The 16175-nt window shown below is 38.5% G+C and carries 16 protein-coding genes and 1 other annotated feature; of the genes, 15 read left to right on the forward strand and 1 reads right to left on the reverse strand.

The features are described 5' to 3' along the window. The 12 genes from nrdR (at nt 1) to BMW36_RS15460 (ending at nt 11132) form a co-directional block, all read left to right on the forward strand. Nucleotides 1–468 (forward strand): transcriptional regulator NrdR, encoded by a 468-nt coding sequence (nrdR, locus tag BMW36_RS15405; RefSeq protein ID WP_089742720.1) that lies wholly within the window; start codon nt 1–3, stop codon nt 466–468. Between the two features lie 12 nt (nt 469–480). Continuing rightward, nucleotides 481–1857 (forward strand): replication initiation and membrane attachment family protein, encoded by a 1377-nt coding sequence (locus tag BMW36_RS15410; protein ID WP_089742722.1) that lies wholly within the window; start codon nt 481–483, stop codon nt 1855–1857. 11 nt (nt 1858–1868) lie between these two features. Then, nucleotides 1869–2801: a primosomal protein DnaI gene (gene dnaI / locus BMW36_RS15415; protein ID WP_089742724.1), complete on the forward strand. Its 933-nt coding sequence runs from the start codon at nt 1869–1871 to the stop codon at nt 2799–2801. Nucleotides 2802–3100: 299 nt separating this feature from the next. Further along, the gene (gene ytxC / locus BMW36_RS15420; RefSeq protein ID WP_245711714.1) at nt 3101–3943 is read left to right on the forward strand and encodes a putative sporulation protein YtxC; all 843 of its coding nucleotides are present in this window, start codon (nt 3101–3103) and stop codon (nt 3941–3943) included. A 337-nt stretch (nt 3944–4280) separates the two neighbouring features. Beyond that, complete coding sequence (gene thrS, locus BMW36_RS15425) at nt 4281–6224, forward strand: threonine--tRNA ligase (RefSeq protein ID WP_089742728.1); 1944 nt, start codon at nt 4281–4283, stop codon at nt 6222–6224. 166 nt (nt 6225–6390) lie between these two features. Beyond that, complete coding sequence (locus tag BMW36_RS15430) at nt 6391–7431, forward strand: LCP family protein (RefSeq protein ID WP_089742730.1); 1041 nt, start codon at nt 6391–6393, stop codon at nt 7429–7431. Nucleotides 7432–7548: 117 nt separating this feature from the next. Continuing rightward, complete coding sequence (locus BMW36_RS15435; protein WP_089742732.1) at nt 7549–8523, forward strand: aldo/keto reductase family protein; 975 nt, start codon at nt 7549–7551, stop codon at nt 8521–8523. Between the two features lie 64 nt (nt 8524–8587). Continuing rightward, nucleotides 8588–8721 (forward strand) — a sequence feature (ribosomal protein L20 leader region). A 109-nt stretch (nt 8722–8830) separates the two neighbouring features. Then, nucleotides 8831–9337: a translation initiation factor IF-3 gene (gene infC, locus BMW36_RS15440; RefSeq protein ID WP_139180330.1), complete on the forward strand. Its 507-nt coding sequence runs from the start codon at nt 8831–8833 to the stop codon at nt 9335–9337. Between the two features lie 34 nt (nt 9338–9371). Further along, the gene (gene rpmI, locus BMW36_RS15445; protein WP_089742733.1) at nt 9372–9566 is read left to right on the forward strand and encodes a 50S ribosomal protein L35; all 195 of its coding nucleotides are present in this window, start codon (nt 9372–9374) and stop codon (nt 9564–9566) included. Nucleotides 9567–9687: 121 nt separating this feature from the next. Beyond that, nucleotides 9688–10044, forward strand: a complete 357-nt coding sequence (rplT, locus tag BMW36_RS15450; protein ID WP_089742735.1) for a 50S ribosomal protein L20 — start codon at nt 9688–9690, stop codon at nt 10042–10044. A gap of 159 nt (nt 10045–10203) precedes the next feature. After that, nucleotides 10204–10509 (forward strand): DUF1294 domain-containing protein, encoded by a 306-nt coding sequence (locus BMW36_RS15455; RefSeq protein WP_425431954.1) that lies wholly within the window; start codon nt 10204–10206, stop codon nt 10507–10509. Nucleotides 10510–10556: 47 nt separating this feature from the next. Next, a complete protein-coding gene (locus tag BMW36_RS15460; RefSeq protein WP_245711712.1) occupies nt 10557–11132 on the forward strand; it encodes a TVP38/TMEM64 family protein in 576 nt (191 codons plus the stop codon). On the opposite strand, the gene BMW36_RS15465 is transcribed toward BMW36_RS15460, so the two are convergent. After that, complete coding sequence (locus BMW36_RS15465) at nt 11129–11512, reverse strand: sigma-w pathway protein ysdB (protein ID WP_089742739.1); 384 nt, start codon at nt 11510–11512, stop codon at nt 11129–11131. The genes BMW36_RS15460 and BMW36_RS15465 overlap by 4 nt on opposite strands. 136 nt (nt 11513–11648) lie before the next feature. Between BMW36_RS15465 and BMW36_RS15470 the strand changes: the two genes are divergently transcribed. From BMW36_RS15470 to BMW36_RS15480, 3 genes are all read left to right on the forward strand, one after another. Beyond that, nucleotides 11649–12134, forward strand: a complete 486-nt coding sequence (locus BMW36_RS15470; RefSeq protein WP_089742741.1) for a dUTP diphosphatase — start codon at nt 11649–11651, stop codon at nt 12132–12134. A gap of 16 nt (nt 12135–12150) precedes the next feature. After that, nucleotides 12151–13227 carry a M42 family metallopeptidase gene (locus tag BMW36_RS15475; protein WP_089742743.1) on the forward strand — a complete coding sequence of 359 codons (1077 nt, stop codon included), beginning with the start codon at nt 12151–12153 and terminating at the stop codon, nt 13225–13227. A 333-nt stretch (nt 13228–13560) separates the two neighbouring features. Further along, entirely contained in the window at nt 13561–16149 is a 2589-nt protein-coding gene (locus tag BMW36_RS15480; RefSeq protein ID WP_089742745.1) for a family 43 glycosylhydrolase, read from the forward strand. Nucleotides 16150–16175: the final 26 nt, after the last annotated feature.

A 16175-nucleotide genomic window follows, 5' to 3' on the forward strand; every position in this document is an offset into this window, starting at 1 on the left:
GTGCGATGTCCACATTGTCATTACAAAAACACGAAAGTTTTAGATTCGCGGCCGATTGAGGAAGGACGTTCTATTCGCCGCCGCAGAGAATGCGAATCTTGTCAATTTCGTTTTACCACATTTGAACGAATAGAAGAAGTTCCATTAATTGTTGTAAAAAAAGAAGGAACAAGAGAGGAATTCAGCCGTGATAAACTAATGCGCGGCTTAATTAGAGCGTGTGAGAAACGCCCTGTTGCATTAGAACAAATAGAGAATATAGCTATTGATATTGAGAAAGAATTACGAAATCGAGGTACATCAGAGATACAGAGTAATGATATTGGTGAGATGGTAATGGATCGGCTTGTACATATTGATGAAGTCGCCTATGTCCGATTCGCATCAGTATACCGCCAGTTTAAAGATATTAACGTATTTCTCGATGAATTGAAAGATTTGATTCGATCTGACAATGATAAGAAGTAAGGAGCGGACGAAATGAGCTTAGGTGACCTGGGAAAAATATTGCCATCAGATCGTTATATCGTTGAATTGTCACGTGATGTACCAAGTTCGTTTACTAAGGTGTTAACACACTTATACCAGCCGCTAATTGGCATCGATGCATTGTGCTTATATCAGACATTGCATACAGAATGCATGCTATTCTTTTCATCAGATAATTATCAGACACATCACATGTTGATGAACTATATTGGTTTACCGTTAGACAGGATATACCGTGCCAGAAGAAAGCTGGAAGCGATTGGTTTATTAAAGACATATGAATTCAGTCAGCCGGATGACAAGATTTTTCGTTACCTTCTGTACCCGCCATATTCTGCATCGTCCTTTTTTGACAATGATTTTCTCAGTCAGCTGCTGCTCCATGAAATAGGAAAAGAGAAGTTTGATAAGTTACAGGAAGCTTTTGTAAAGAAAAGTAATGTCGATGAATCACATATGGTTGAAACAACTGCTCATTTTAAAGATGTTTTTCAAGTGAAAAATGCAGCAGAGGTAAATCTTGCTGAAGAAGAGCATGAGGAAGAAGAAGAACGAATTTTCACAGGTGCAAAAATTGATTTTGACTGGATTGGTCAGTTACTGGAACAGCGCATGCTGCCGAAAAAAGCAATTTTAACGGCCAGTAATCAGAAGTTAATCGAGCAGATGGCCGGGTTATACAATTTAACCAATCAGGAAATTGAAAAAGCGTTAATATGGGCAATAGCTGAGGATAACCGTTTCAATCGCCAGGAATTTAAGGAAGCTTGTTTTGATTTCGCAAAATCATCTAACCAGAAAGTATCCCTGAAAGTAGTGGATGATCGTGAAAAAATTGCTTCTAAAGATAAGGACAGTGAAAATAAATCAAAAGAAGAGCAATTTATTGAGATGCTGGAACATATTTCTCCTAAGGAACTGTTGCAGGATTTAACTGACGGTGCGACTGCTTCGAATCAGGACTTAAAGGTGATAAGCGAGGTAATGACACAGCAAGGATTGAATCCTGGTGTAATGAATGTGCTGATTCATTATGTTATGCTGAAAACAGATATGAAGCTGACGAAAAGTTACTTAGAAAAAATTGCGAGCCACTGGGCAAGAAAAAATGTAAAAACAGTTAGGCAGGCAATGACATTAGCGAAATCAGAGAATAAAAAGTATCAACAGTGGACTTTTTCCACATCACAGAATCGGACAAGCTATTCATCCAATAAAAAGGATATCGTCCCGGATTGGTATAAGAAGCAAAAAGATGAACAGAAACAGACGAAACTAACAGAGACAGAGGAAGAAAAGGCGAAGAAAGCGAAGGAAGCAGATGCAATGCTTGCAGAATATTTACGCCAACATGCAAATGATGAGTAAGGATGATAGAGATGGAACCAATTCAATCCGCAATGAAACGATGGATGAATTCAAATAAAAAAATAGAACAAACTTATCAGGCAATCAGTGAAGAGGTCCTGAATGATCCCAAAATCCAGGCAATTTTAAGCGAGCATATTGAACTTGATGAGAAAGACATTAACCGTAATTTGATGAAATTATATGAATATCATCAAGCATCTAAAGACTGCGAAAATTGTCCTAATTTAGCGGGTTGTGTGAATATTTTAAAAGGGTATACCCCTCACGTGGAACTAGAAGGGAAGGAAATTTCTTTACGCTATGAAAGGTGTTCCAATAAAGTGCAGGATGACTTGAGAAAAGAGAAAGAGTCCCTCGTTCAAAGCTTGTATATGCCGAAACAAATCAGAATGGCAGAATTAACAGAGTTAAAGACGGACACTTATGAAAGAAAAGCGCTTGTAACAGAAGTGATTGATTTTGTGAAAAATTACAGCAGGGAAAATTTTCATAAAGGTCTATATATTCACGGGCCGTTTGGAACTGGTAAATCCTATATATTAGGTGTTATTGCAAATGAACTGAAAAAACGGAATGTCAGGGCTGCAATGATCTATATGCCTGAATTTGTCCGTGTAATGAAATCATCAATCCAGGATGATTCCTTACAGTCAAAAATGGATCATTTTAAAAATGTTGATGTGCTCATGTTTGATGATATAGGGGCAGAAACTATTTCTCCATGGTTCCGTGACGAAGTATTAGGTGCGATTCTTCAATACCGGATGACAGAGGAATTACCTGTATTTTTTACATCGAATTTTAATCTTGATCAGCTTGAAAAACATCTGGCCACATCGAACCGTGGTGATGTGGAGACAATTAAAGCGGGAAGAATTGTAGAGCGTATCAAACAATTGAGTAAGCCAATAGAGCTTGAAGAAAGATACCGGACGAATTAAGGCGAGACTGAGACAATTCAATATTCAATCAGTTGAAGTTACCAGATTGCAGTAATACAAATACATCTTATCCAATAGGGTGTATTTTTTTGCCTTTCCCTCTAATGTATTTTCTAGGCAGTCTCGTTTTAACATAAGGTTCCTGCTTTATACACAGTTAGCAGCAATCCTCTAATTATTCCTTGTTTTTTAATAACTGGTTAAAAATTTGTTAATCGATTTCTCTGGTTATTTTTTCACTTTTTCACCCATATAATATACCAGTTTGATGCTGATGAGGGTGATGAGAATTGTTAGAAGTGTATTTTGAGAGAGTGCATGAAGCGGAATCATTTTATCAAATACTAAGAGAAAGTTGCTCGGATTGGAAAGCTTTCCGAAGACGTGGTGATATTCATACGATCCATATTGTACCAGAGGATGAGTTGGATTGGGAGAATTGCAAACAGAAGTTATCGCAATTACTAAGTAATATTTATATAAAACATAGAGAAATCCCGGCGATTCAAACCATTCTGGAAAAAACATACCGGTTTACGAATGCGGAAGAGATTGAAAGAATAACGAGCTTGGCAATGTCATTAATTGAAAAAGATGAAGACATTTATGAGCACCGCATCCATCAGCATGAGTTACATGATATTTTACAGACAATCTTTATGCTTCACATGGAAAAAGGTTTAATTCGATTTGATTCGATTGTTCACTTCAGGTTCCATCATTATATAGAACAACTGTCAGAACTTGTAGGATTAGCAATTGATGAATTCAAAAGAGAGGAAGATTATCAGTCATTTATCCATTCTGTCAGAGAATTTATTGCCAGAAAGGAACCGGAAATTGATGTCATCTATGTGTTGGAAGGTGAGCAGTATTATTTTTTTCGGGAGGATGGCAGCCAATATACAGAAACAGATCTCGAAGAGTTGATGAGCAGGTTTCCGCTTTATATTTTTGCCTTACAGGAAGAAGAGTGGAATATTTCCCCGCTGATTATGCTTGCACCTAATCATGTATATTTGTTCGGAGATGATCCAACAGAACCAAGAATGACAACAGTGATTAATATCTTCCAGGAACACTGCACTTTTTTTCCAACGGCAGAATTCCCTTTTCCAGCTGAAGAAGAAAAAGGCTCTTGATTTTTTCGAAAAGTGTGGTTATAATATAGCGCATAGATCAATATTTATTGTTATGAAGAGGACAAGACATTTTGTACGGGTATCTATAAGAGAGGGGAGCCTTGGCTGAAAGCTTTCTGTTACACCGCCATTTTGTTACCACCTCTGAACTCTGCTTATGAAAACTTTTACGTTAATAGTGAGCAGCGATTCATCATCGTTACCGATTAGATTGAGCCATACAGTGTTATGGAAAATTGGGTGGAACCACGGGTATAACAACGCTCGTCCCTTTACTACTGGAGTAGAGGGATGGGCGTTTTTTAGTACAATCGAAAAAGAAGGAGCGTTTTCTACAATGAGTCAAATTCAAATAACTTTTCCGGATGGATCTGTTAAACCTTTTGATCAGGGAACTACTGGTGAACAGATTGCACAATCAATCTCGCCAGGGCTAAAAAAGCAAGCAGTAGCTATAAAGCTTAATGGTGTTTTTTATGATTTACGAACACCACTTGAACAGGATGGTTCAATAGAAATTGTTACATTAAAAAATGAAGAAGGATTGGATGTCCTTCGTCATTCAACTGCACACTTAATGGCACAGGCAATAAAACGTCTGTTTAAAGATGTGAAATTGGGAGTTGGCCCAACAATTGAAAATGGTTTTTATTATGATATTGATATGGAAGAAAGTTTAACACCGGAAGACCTTCCGCGTATTGAAAAAGAAATGAAACGAATCGTCGATGAAAACCTGGAAGTTGTCCGTAAAGAAGTTAGCCGTGAGGAAGCGAAAGCAATGTTTGAAGAAATCGGTGATGAACTGAAGCTTGAATTGCTGGAAGCTATTCCGGAAGATGAGACAGTAACAATATACGAGCAGGGTGAATTTTTTGACCTTTGTCGCGGTGTTCATGTGCCACAAACAAGTAAAATCAAAATTTTTAAACTATTAAGTATTTCAGGGGCATACTGGCGTGGGGACAGCAAAAATAAAATGCTGCAGCGAATTTATGGTACAGCTTTTGAAAAACAAGGTCAGCTTGATGAATATTTACGTCTGCGCGAGGAAGCGAAAGAACGTGACCACCGTAAACTTGGAAAAGAACTAGGTATTTTTACTATTTCCCAAAAAGTCGGTCAAGGTTTGCCGCTATGGCTGCCAAAAGGTGCTACGATAAGAAGAACGATTGAACGATATATTGTCGATTTAGAAGAACGGTTAGGCTACAACCATGTTTATACACCAGTTCTTGGCAGTGTGGAATTGTATAAAACTAGTGGACACTGGGATCACTATCAGGACGATATTTTCCCGCCAATGGAAATGGACAATGAGGATCTTATCTTACGTCCAATGAACTGCCCACACCATATGATGGTATATAAAAATGAACTGCACAGTTATCGTGAATTACCTATCCGTATTGCGGAATTAGGAACAATGCACCGTCATGAAATGTCCGGAGCACTTGCAGGACTGCAGCGTGTCCGCGGAATGACGTTAAATGATGCACATATTTTTGCCCGTCCTGATCAGTTAAAAGATGAATTCAGCCGAGTAGTAGAACTTGTGCAAAACGTATACAAAGATTTCGGTATTGAAGATTATTACTTCCGTTTATCTTATCGTGATCCTCAAGATACGGAGAAGTATATCGACAATGACGAAATGTGGGAAAAAGCCCAGGGAATGCTGAAAGAAACAATGGAAGACTTAAATCTGGAATATGTGGAAGCCGAAGGAGAAGCAGCATTCTATGGTCCGAAATTGGATGTTCAGGTAAAAACGGCACTAGGGAAAGATGAGACATTATCTACTGTTCAACTTGACTTTTTACTACCTGAGCGTTTTGACTTAACATACATTGGTGAAGATGGAAAAGAGCACAGACCTGTCGTTATCCACCGCGGGGTTGTATCAACGATGGAACGATTTGTCGCTTTCTTACTAGAAGAATATAAAGGTGCTTTTCCAACATGGTTAGCACCAGTACAGGCAAGAATTATTCCAGTTTCCAATGAAGTGCATTTAGACTATGCGAAAAAAGTAGAAGAGGCATTGCGTTTTGCTGGTGTTCGTGTGGAACTTGACGAACGTGATGAGAAAATTGGTTACAAAATCAGGGAAGCACAGACTGAAAAAATCCCGTTTGCACTAGTTGTCGGTGACAAGGAAGTCGAAGCGGAAGCTGTCAATGTCCGCCGCTATGGAGAAAAAGATTCAGAAACCATTAATTTCAGTGATTTCAAACAGCTAATTCAAACTGAAATTCAGGAAAGATCTCTTAGAAATTAATAAAAAGTAGTAATAACTCCCTATACTTTACATGGATAGGGAGTTATTATTTTGTTACTATAAAGTTATAGGGTAATTTTTTGAAGATTTTTATCATTTCTTGTTTACATTTGATTATTTTTTGTGTAAGTTTGATTAAGTGTTATTCGTAGAGAGAGGGAAAAACATGGCTGAAGGCAAAAGAGTAATAATCAAAAGAAAACGAAAAAAGAAGCGTAAGCGAAAGTTGTTTCTTTTTGTCATCCTGTTATTATTTGCGGTAGCAGTTGCATACTCGGTTTTTCAATACTGGGAGGGGAAAAAAGCCGCAGAGGACAAGATAAATAATCCTGAACGAGATCAGGAAATGGAAGAATATGCAAACGACTTTGAGGCTTCCGAACCAGTTGACGGTAAAGTAAACGTACTATTGCTTGGTGAAGATTCAGATGAATATGGAATATCACGTACCGATACTATTATGATCGCGCAATACGATGCCGACAACGACAGGGCGAAGTTAGTTTCTATTATGCGGGACACTTATGTCAATATCCCGGACTATGGGTATAATAAAATAAATGTTGCTTATGCAAACGGTGGACCAGAACTTTTAAGAAAAACCATCAAAGAGAACTTTGATATAGATATTCACAACTATGCGATTGTAAATTTTGAAGGATTTGCACATATTGTTGATACGATTGCGCCAGACGGAATAGAAATCGATGTGGAAAAACAGATGAATTATACTGACAATGCTGGCGGTTTACGGATTGACCTCGAGCCAGGTGTTCAAAACCTGACTGGAGAAGAATTACTCGGTTATGCACGCTTCCGCCATGACGGAGAAAGTGATTTTGGCCGGGTAAGGCGACAGCAGCAAGTAATGAGTGTGTTGAAGGATGAACTACTTTCATTCTCAAGTATTATTAAAATACCTAAAGTTGTCGGAACGTTAATTCCGTATGTAAACACAAATATGTCAGAAACTGATATTGGCAGATATGCGGTATCCTTCTTAACCGATACACCTAAAGAAATTGAAACATTGCGAATACCAGTTGAATTACCGAATTCCTACTGGCCTGTCACCCATAGCCATGCTGGTGAGGTATTGGAGATAGATGAAGCAATGAATAGACAGGCACTTGAAGATTTTCTTGAAAGAGGGATCAATCCATTAGAAGAACAAAGTGGTGAAACGGAATCCGGAGAACAGCAATGATTGAAATAAGGCTCCAGCCAAAATTGGTGAGGAGTCTTTTTCTATTAATCGGTCAAATTAAGTGAAAAACTTGTTGAAAGCGTTTATGATGAGTATAAGGTTAAGGAGGGAGAAATAATGGAATATCGATATCTTGGTAACAGTGGATTAAAAGTAAGTGAGATCGCACTTGGCAGCTGGTTAACATACGGGAAAGCAGTAGAGGACCAGACAGCAGAAGCATGTATACATAAAGCATATGAGCTTGGCATTAACTTTTTTGATACGGCAAACGCCTATGAAGGCGGGCAGGCGGAAAAAGTTCTCGGCAAAGCTTTAAAATCGTATGACAGAAGCAGCCTTGTAGTTGCTACGAAAGTGTTTTTCCCGATGGGAGCAGGTCCTAATGACAGCGGCCTTTCCAGAAAGCACATTATTGAACAATGTGATGCGAGTCTGAAACGGTTAGGAATGGATTACATTGATCTGTACCAATGTCACCGGTTTGATGAAAATGTCCCTGTGGAAGAAACTCTGTTAGCATTAGATGATTTAGTTAAACAAGGCAAAATTCTTTATGCTGGTGTCAGTGAGTGGACAGGGGCGCAAATCGAAAAAGCGGCAGGATTTGCGAAGGAATGGCGCCTTCATCCACTAATCTCCAATCAGCCAATTTACAATATGATTGAGCGTTATATTGAAGAAGAAGTAATTGCTGTATCCGAACAAAATGGGCTTGGCCAAATTGTTTTCTCACCACTTGCTCAAGGTGTATTAACAGGGAAATATAAACCGAATACAGACATCCCAGCTAACAGCAGAGCTGCCAATGACTGCACGAATATGGTGATTAACAGTTATTTTGATGAGCGGGTGTTAATGACTGTATCTCGCTTAAATGATTTTGCCCTTGACCATGGCATGAAGTTATCCCAATTAGCTCTCGCATGGATCCTAAGACAGCCAAATGTAAGTTCAGCAATAATTGGTGCGAGTCGTCCTGATCAAATTGAAGAGAATGTGAAAGCAGTTGAAATAGAACTGACAGAGAATATGCTTAATGAAATAGAATCAATATTGGAGCCGATCAAAGACTTTCATCCTGCTCGGTAGATATTAAGGTTGACAATATAACGGGTGCGTGTTAAGATACTAAGAGTGAATTAAATATGATCTCAAAGACAAGTAGAAGCACCCGCTTCTCACCTGATTGACACATCAGTAGTAGTTAACAGGTATTTATCCGATGTTATTTGTAATGAAATCAAGGATGTGTGGGTGCCGTATGCGTACCGACACTTTTTTTATGGAGCAAAAAATGTGAATAGACATTTTTTAGTTGATAGACTTGTCTCATATAATGATCATGTTTCATTACGCTTTTATTAAATTTCGGAGGTGGCTGATTATTAGCAAAGATATGAATGTCAATGAGAGTATTCGAGCACGTGAGGTTCGTCTCATTGATTCTAATGGGGATCAATTAGGAGTTAAATCTCGTCAAGAAGCTTTAGAAATTGCTCAAACCAGAAACCTTGATCTTGTATTGGTGGCACCAAATGCAAAACCGCCAGTATGCCGTATTATGGATTATGGTAAATTCCGTTTTGAGCAGCAGAAGAAAGATAAGGAAGCACGGAAGAAACAGAAAATAATTAACGTGAAAGAAGTAAGATTGAGTCCTGGGATTGAAGAACATGATTTCAATACAAAACTTCGGAATGCACGTAAATTCCTCGAAAAGGGAGACAAGGTGAAGGTCTCTATTCGCTTCCGCGGACGTGCGATTACCCATAAAGAATTAGGTCAGAAAGTATTAGAACGTATGGCAGAAGAATGCAAAGATCTTTCCACAGTTGAACAAAAGCCTAAAATGGAAGGACGCAGCATGTTCTTAATGCTTGCACCGGCTACAGAGAAGAAATAATGCTAACAATTTAGTTTTACAAGGAGGAACTATTATGCCAAAGATGAAAACACACAGCGGTACTGCAAAACGATTCAAAAAGACAGGTTCTGGGAAGGTAAAACGTTCCCATGCATATACAAGTCACTTGTTTGCTAACAAGTCTCAAAAGCAAAAACGTAAATTACGTAAAGCTGCAATCGTTTCTGCAGGGGATTACAAACGTATCAAACAAATGTTACCTAAATAAGTAAGAAAAGCGAAAGTGGCCACTTCGAGCTAGACAAGAAAAGCGAAAGTGGCCGCTATGAGCGGGATCAACTTAAAAATTACAATCTTAGAATCGTTGATATATATAGGAGGGAATTATTATGCCACGTGTTAAAGGTGGAACAGTTACGCGTAAACGTCGTAAACGTATATTAAAGCTAGCTAAAGGTTATTATGGTGCGAAGCACTCGCTATTTAAAACAGCAAAACAACAAGTTATTAAATCAGGTCAATATGCTTATCGTGACCGTCGTCAGAAAAAACGTGATTTCCGTAAATTGTGGATCGCACGTATTAATGCGGCAGCTCGTTTGAATGACCTATCTTACAGCCGTTTCATGCACGGTTTAAAATTAGCTGGTATTGAAGTAAACCGTAAAATGCTAGCTGACTTAGCTGTAAATGATGAAAAAGCATTTGCAAGCTTAGCTGACCAGGCGAAAGCAGCTTTAAAATAAGTGACTTTTGACCAGTGAAGATTTTTAACCTTCATTGATCAGCGGTTACATTTATCGGGATGCTTAGTTTCGGTACTAAATATAGAATTAGACAGTTAAAAGGATTGTGTCATCAGTATTGATGGGGCAATCCTTTTCTTTACATGAAGAGAGTATGGAATGGCACAGGAATGCCAGGAACAGGAGAGTATGGGTATGATGCTGTTAACTATTTATTTAATTATTATAAATATCATTGGGTTTTTGCTGATGGGCATTGATAAAAGAAAAGCGAGGAAACAAAAATGGCGGATAGCTGAAAGCAGAATCTGGCTTGTTGCAATCATTGGCGGTGCCTTTGGTGCTACAGCAGGAATGAACTATTTCCGGCATAAAACAAAACATACGAGTTTTCGTATATTACTGCCGCTTCTAACACTTGTTGATATTGGACTGCTAATCTGGTATTTCTACTTTCTGTCATAACAGCTCGTCTCTTGTCATAAGCTAACTGCAGAAGGAGTTGATCCATAATGCATCTAGACTGGCTAACAGAGATAAAAGTAATCGAAGGGTACCTCTACATTGCGCCATTTATATTTATTTTAATCCATTTATTGCGGCCTCTGATTTTCATACCAGTATTATTGTTGTGTATCAGTGGCGGCATATTGTTCGGCGTACTGGCAGGCACCATTTATTCTGTCATTGGTCTGATGTTATCAAGTGCCGTCTTTTATGTACTGATGCGCTCCGTACCTAAGCTGTATGATAAATGCCGTTCTCTTGAACAAAAATGGCTTGGCCAGACAACGGAATTGACGATCTGGCAAATTTGTTTATTAAGATTATTACCATTTATGCATTTTCATCTCTTGTCATTTTGTATTCTTGAGATATCGGAAAGTTTTTCCGCATATATGCGTACAACTTTTGTCACTATCACACCGTTAACGGTTGTCTATACGACATTCGGTCAGACATTGCAAAATCTCTCTGCAATATATATGATTCTGTTTTGTGTGGCAATACTTATCCTTACATATATATTCCGCCGGCGCCAGACCATTATTAAATGGCAGACATTTTTCTCGCCTACTTCTCATTAGCTAAGATGTAGGCGATTTACCGGATGTTTCCACTCTATTTCAGCATGAGGGTAACGCATAAGAATTTCCTCTTCTAAAAAATAAAGGTCTTTACGTTCAAAACCCTTTAATTTTTCAGGGTTATGTGTATGCATGACAATATGTGTTACCTCAAATGAATCTTCGGTTGTTCCTAAATATTTTTCCCCTTCAAACAGAAATCCATGGTATGTTACAAAGAAATTTTTCTTAATATTGTCATTTGTATCAAGGAAGAAAAACTCCTTTTTTTCCTGTGCCACTTCCAATTTCCGCTTAGGATTAACTAAATATTTAAAGGCGGTATAAATTAACACAATAATAGCGATAAGTACAAGCAATCGAAATAACAGCACGATCATATCCGGTTCACTCCTTTATTGTAAGCACGGCAAGTGTCTTTATATCATTTTTATACGAATGAGCAAAGGCAAAGGTTTCAAAAAAAATAAAAAAACATGCTATAATATGGTTAGTTCGTCAGAAAAGGGGTGCAAAATGAACTGGCAAACATTATTTCATATGCAACAGGACTTAGACCATTATATCCTAGAACAGCATCATTTGAAAAACGAAGAGCTTTTTGAACAGAAGATTCTCGCACTTTTAGTAGAGGTTGGGGAACTTGCAAATGAAACACGGTGCTTCAAATATTGGAGTCTTAAACCAGCAAGCCAAAAAGAAGTCATCCTGGAGGAATATGTTGATGGAATTCACTTTATTTTGTCGATTGGCCTGGTTTTAGGGATGGAGGATTATGACGGAGAAGCTGCAGTACCAACTGCTGATACCACAGACCTTTTCCTTTATGTGTATGAAGCTGTCACCGTTTTAAAAAATGAACGTACGAAGGCAGCATTTGATAAACTGTTTTATACATATCTGCAATTAGGTGATAATTTAGGATTTACAGCAGAAGATATAAAAGATGCCTATTTGGAGAAAAATAAGATTAACTTTGAAAGACAAAACTCTGGATACTAAAACAGGAGGTTTTCACATGGATGAAATGTTAACAATGCTAAAGGAGTTAACAGATGCAAGAGCGATTCCCGGAAATGAAAAAGAAGCACGGGAAGTTATGGAAAAATGGATTACTCCATATGCTGACAGAGTATATACTGACAATCTAGGGAGTTTGATCGCAGAAAAAACGGGAGAAGAAAATGGTCCGAAAATTATGATTGCAGGTCATTTAGATGAAGTCGGATTTATGGTAACAAGGATCGATGAGAAAGGCTTTGTATATTTTCAGACAGTCGGCGGCTGGTGGAGCCAGGTTATGCTGGCACAACGGGTAACCATTATGACAAGAAAAGGTGATATTACAGGAATCATCGGTTCGAAACCACCACATATTTTATCAGCTGAAGCTCGCAAGAAGCCTGTTGAAATTAAAGATATGTTTATTGACATTGGAGCGACAAGCAGAGAGGAAGCAGAAGAATTTGGTGTACTGCCAGGTGATTCAATCGTTCCTTATTTTGAATTTACTCAAATGAAGAATGAGAAGCTGCTCTTGGCAAAAGCCTGGGATAACCGGATTGGCTGTGCCATTGCCATAGAAGTTTTGAAAAGGCTAAAAGGGGAAAACCATCCCAATATTGTCTACGGTGTGGCGACCGCGCAGGAAGAAGTCGGACTTCGTGGTGCGAAAACAGCAACCCATACAATTCAACCGGATATCGGATTTGCTGTTGATGTCGGAATTGCAGGAGATACACCTGGAATTTCTGCAAAAGAAGCTGACAGCAAAATTGGGGAAGGACCGCAAATCATCCTGTATGACGCATCAATGGTATCACATAAAGGGCTGCGTGATTTTGTAGTGAAAACAGCTGATACACATAGCATTCCATATCAATATGCGACAATGGCTGGTGGTGGGACTGACTCTGGTTCTATTCATGTGACAGCAAATGGAGTTCCTGCATTATCGATTACAGTTGCAACAAGATATATTCATACACATGCAGCAATATTACACCGTGATGATTTTGAGAATGCGGTTCGCTTGCTTGTTGAGGTCATAAAAGATTTGGATAATGATACAGTAACAGACATTACATTTAATTAATATAAATGTTAAGCTTGCAACGAGGTTTACCGTTGCAGGCTTTCTTTATTTTATTACAGTATTAATCATTTTAAATGAAAAGCTTTAATAATTCCTATTAACTATAAGAAAATTAGTAAAAAAGTAACTTGTGATTACGAGTATTCTATTGTAAAGTATAGTTAACTTATACGTATATTTAGTTTTCATTTATAAAGTTATGATAACTATAATGTTAGTTATCGTTAGCTTTCGACAGCTTCACTTAACTGCCATGAACAACTTCTTTCGCTTTAGTTGTAATGAAAACGCTTAAATGTATACGTATAAGAATAGTAGTGTGGAGGTAGTTGTATGAAGAAGTTTTTAGTTTTTCTCGCTTTTCTAATGGTTTTTGCTGGAGGTGTAAATGTAAGCGCAGCAACTGAAGAGCAACCTGTGTTTTCCAATGTTTCCGTACATGATCCATCAGTGATTCGAGCGGAAGATACGTACTATATATTTGGATCGCATTTAGCTGCAGCGAAAACAGAGGACCTGCTTAATTGGACGCAAATCGAAGGAGATGGTGTTACACCGGAAAACTCTCTGTTTAATGATGTAACGGTGGAGCTGGAAGAGGCTTTAACATGGGCACAAACAGAGACGTTATGGGCGCCTGATGTGATCCAGCTTAAAGAGGATGGCAAGTATTATATGTATTATAATGCCTGTGAAGGAAGCTCGCCACGATCAGCAATGGGTATCGCGGTAAGTGATCATCCGGAGGGACCTTATGAAGATTTAGGCTTAATCTTACGTTCAGGTATGACATTGGAGGAATCAGCAGTAATTGACGGTACTCCATATGATGAGGCTCACTACCCGGATGTATATGACGCAACCGTTCATCCAAATGTGGTGGATCCGGATGTATTTTATGATGAGGATGGCAAGTTATGGATGGTTTACGGCTCTTATTCCGGGGGGATTTTCATTTTGGAATTAGATCCTGAAACAGGCTTTCCTGTAGAAGGTCAAGGTTATGGGACAAAACTGCTAGGTGGTAATCACAGCAGAATTGAAGCACCATATATGGTTTATAATGAAGAGACAGATTATTATTACTTATATTTATCTTACGGTGGATTGGATGCGGTTGGCGGATATAATGTACGTGTAGCACGTTCAAAAAATCCGGATGGTCCATATGTAGACATTCAAGGAAACCAGATGATCGATACAAAAGGTGCTGAAGGGACAGTTTTTGACGATGAATCTATTGCTCCTACAGGGACCAAATTAATAGGAAATCATTTATTTGACACTTTCTTTGGTGAAGAAGGGGAAGCAGCAGGGTATGTTTCACCTGGACATAATTCCGTATATTATGATGACGAAACTGGTGAACAGTTCCTTATTTTCCATACACGTTTTCCAGAGCGCGGTGAACAGCATGAAGTACGGGTTCATTCTATTTTTATGAATAAAGATGGCTGGCCTGTTGTTGCTCCTTTCCGTTATACAGGGGAAACATTGACAAGCATTAATGAAGAAGAGGTTGCAGGTAATTATAAATTTATCAATTTCCGATCAGAGATTACGGCGGAATTAGATCATTCAGTTCAAATAGAATTGCGCGAGGATGGAACGATTACAGGAGACGTGACTGGATCATGGCAGCTGAGTGATGATAATTATGTAACAGTGCAGATCGGTGACAATACTTATGAAGGCGTGGCAGTTCAGCAATGGGATCCAATGTCTTCTAGTTATACGATCACTTTTACAGCTGTTGGTGATAATGGACTGTCAATATGGGGAAGTCAGTTTGAAGACATCGATTATACAGATCAGGAAATAGTGGATATTGTCACAGAAAACTTAACCTTAGGTGATACTTCCAATATTACCAGAAATCTTTTCTTACCGGAAAATGGCGAAGAAGGGACAATCATAAGCTGGGAATCTTCTGATCAAGATGCAGTAACAAACAGTGGGATAATTAGCCGCCCAAAATATGGTGAGGAAGCAAAAGTTATTACCTTGACTGCAACCGTCACAAAAGGAGATGCTACAAATTCCAAGACATTTGAAGTAACCATACTTCCTGAAACATTCCGTGGACTAACTGCCCATTACCAATTTGAACAGGACTTAACAGATACAAGCAAACGTGCAGATGCAGGAGAAGTAACAGGTAATATTATCGGTGCAGAAGGCGGAACGATCACATATGAACAAGGGAAGTCCGGCTTTGCTGCTAAGTTTGACGGTGAATCAGGAATAAGGCTTGATGATGGTTTAATTACAAGTGACAGCTATACCGTTTCCTTCTGGCTGAAACCAGAAGTACTAACAGATTATACGACGACATTCTTTGGTGCGAAAAACAGTGAAAGCTGGATAAGTTTTGTTCCAAATGGTACAGACAGTGATGACAATGCTTTATTATGGTCTGGAACCAATTGGTTCGACGGAGTAACGAATACCCCACTTGCAGTGAATGAATGGAGTCATGTCGCTTTTTCAGCAGAAAAAGGAGATTTAGCGATTTATATTAATGGTGAATTGCAAAATAGTCTGACTGGTTTTCCAGATGTGTTTACTACATTGGATGGTGTCTTCAGTCTTGGTGTGAATTACTGGGATACTCCGTATAAAGGGTTGATCGATGAAGTGCTAGTCTATAATAATATGACATTGTCAGATGAAGAAATCCAGACATATTACGAAACATTGCGCTTACCTGTTGATCAGTCAACATTATTAGCAGTTTTGAAAGAAGCAAAAGATAAAGTAACGGACCACAGGTATGCTTATGGTCTCCGTAAAAAATTGGACAGAGTTGTTCAAAAGGTTGAACGGAATATCGATGAAATGTCACAGTCTGAAGTAGATCAGGCAGTGGAAACTGTTCAAAATGCAATCGACAATCTAAAGTTACTAGGAAAATATAAATAATTAGAAAAAGCGACAGAATCTATTCT

Source organism: Gracilibacillus ureilyticus (assembly GCF_900111195.1).
Lineage (GTDB): Bacteria > Bacillota > Bacilli > Bacillales > Amphibacillaceae > Gracilibacillus > Gracilibacillus ureilyticus.

Bases quoted from the DNA above. Each gene is read 5' to 3' on its own strand.
- BMW36_RS15430 (WP_089742730.1), top strand. From the start codon at position 6,391: ATGGCTGAAGGCAAAAGAGTAATAATCAAAAGAAAACGAAAAAAGAAG.
- rpmI (WP_089742733.1), top strand. From the start codon at position 9,372: ATGCCAAAGATGAAAACACACAGCGGTACTGCAAAACGATTCAAAAAG.
- dnaI (WP_089742724.1), top strand. From the start codon at position 1,869: ATGGAACCAATTCAATCCGCAATGAAACGATGGATGAATTCAAATAAA.
- BMW36_RS15465 (WP_089742739.1), bottom strand. From the start codon at position 11,512: ATGATCGTGCTGTTATTTCGATTGCTTGTACTTATCGCTATTATTGTG.
- BMW36_RS15410 (WP_089742722.1), top strand. From the start codon at position 481: ATGAGCTTAGGTGACCTGGGAAAAATATTGCCATCAGATCGTTATATC.
- BMW36_RS15460 (WP_245711712.1), top strand. From the start codon at position 10,557: ATGCATCTAGACTGGCTAACAGAGATAAAAGTAATCGAAGGGTACCTC.
- BMW36_RS15435 (WP_089742732.1), top strand. From the start codon at position 7,549: ATGGAATATCGATATCTTGGTAACAGTGGATTAAAAGTAAGTGAGATC.
- rplT (WP_089742735.1), top strand. From the start codon at position 9,688: ATGCCACGTGTTAAAGGTGGAACAGTTACGCGTAAACGTCGTAAACGT.
- infC (WP_139180330.1), top strand. From the start codon at position 8,831: ATGAATGTCAATGAGAGTATTCGAGCACGTGAGGTTCGTCTCATTGAT.
- BMW36_RS15480 (WP_089742745.1), top strand. From the start codon at position 13,561: ATGAAGAAGTTTTTAGTTTTTCTCGCTTTTCTAATGGTTTTTGCTGGA.
- thrS (WP_089742728.1), top strand. From the start codon at position 4,281: ATGAGTCAAATTCAAATAACTTTTCCGGATGGATCTGTTAAACCTTTT.
- BMW36_RS15455 (WP_425431954.1), top strand. From the start codon at position 10,204: ATGGCACAGGAATGCCAGGAACAGGAGAGTATGGGTATGATGCTGTTA.
- BMW36_RS15475 (WP_089742743.1), top strand. From the start codon at position 12,151: ATGGATGAAATGTTAACAATGCTAAAGGAGTTAACAGATGCAAGAGCG.
- BMW36_RS15470 (WP_089742741.1), top strand. From the start codon at position 11,649: ATGAACTGGCAAACATTATTTCATATGCAACAGGACTTAGACCATTAT.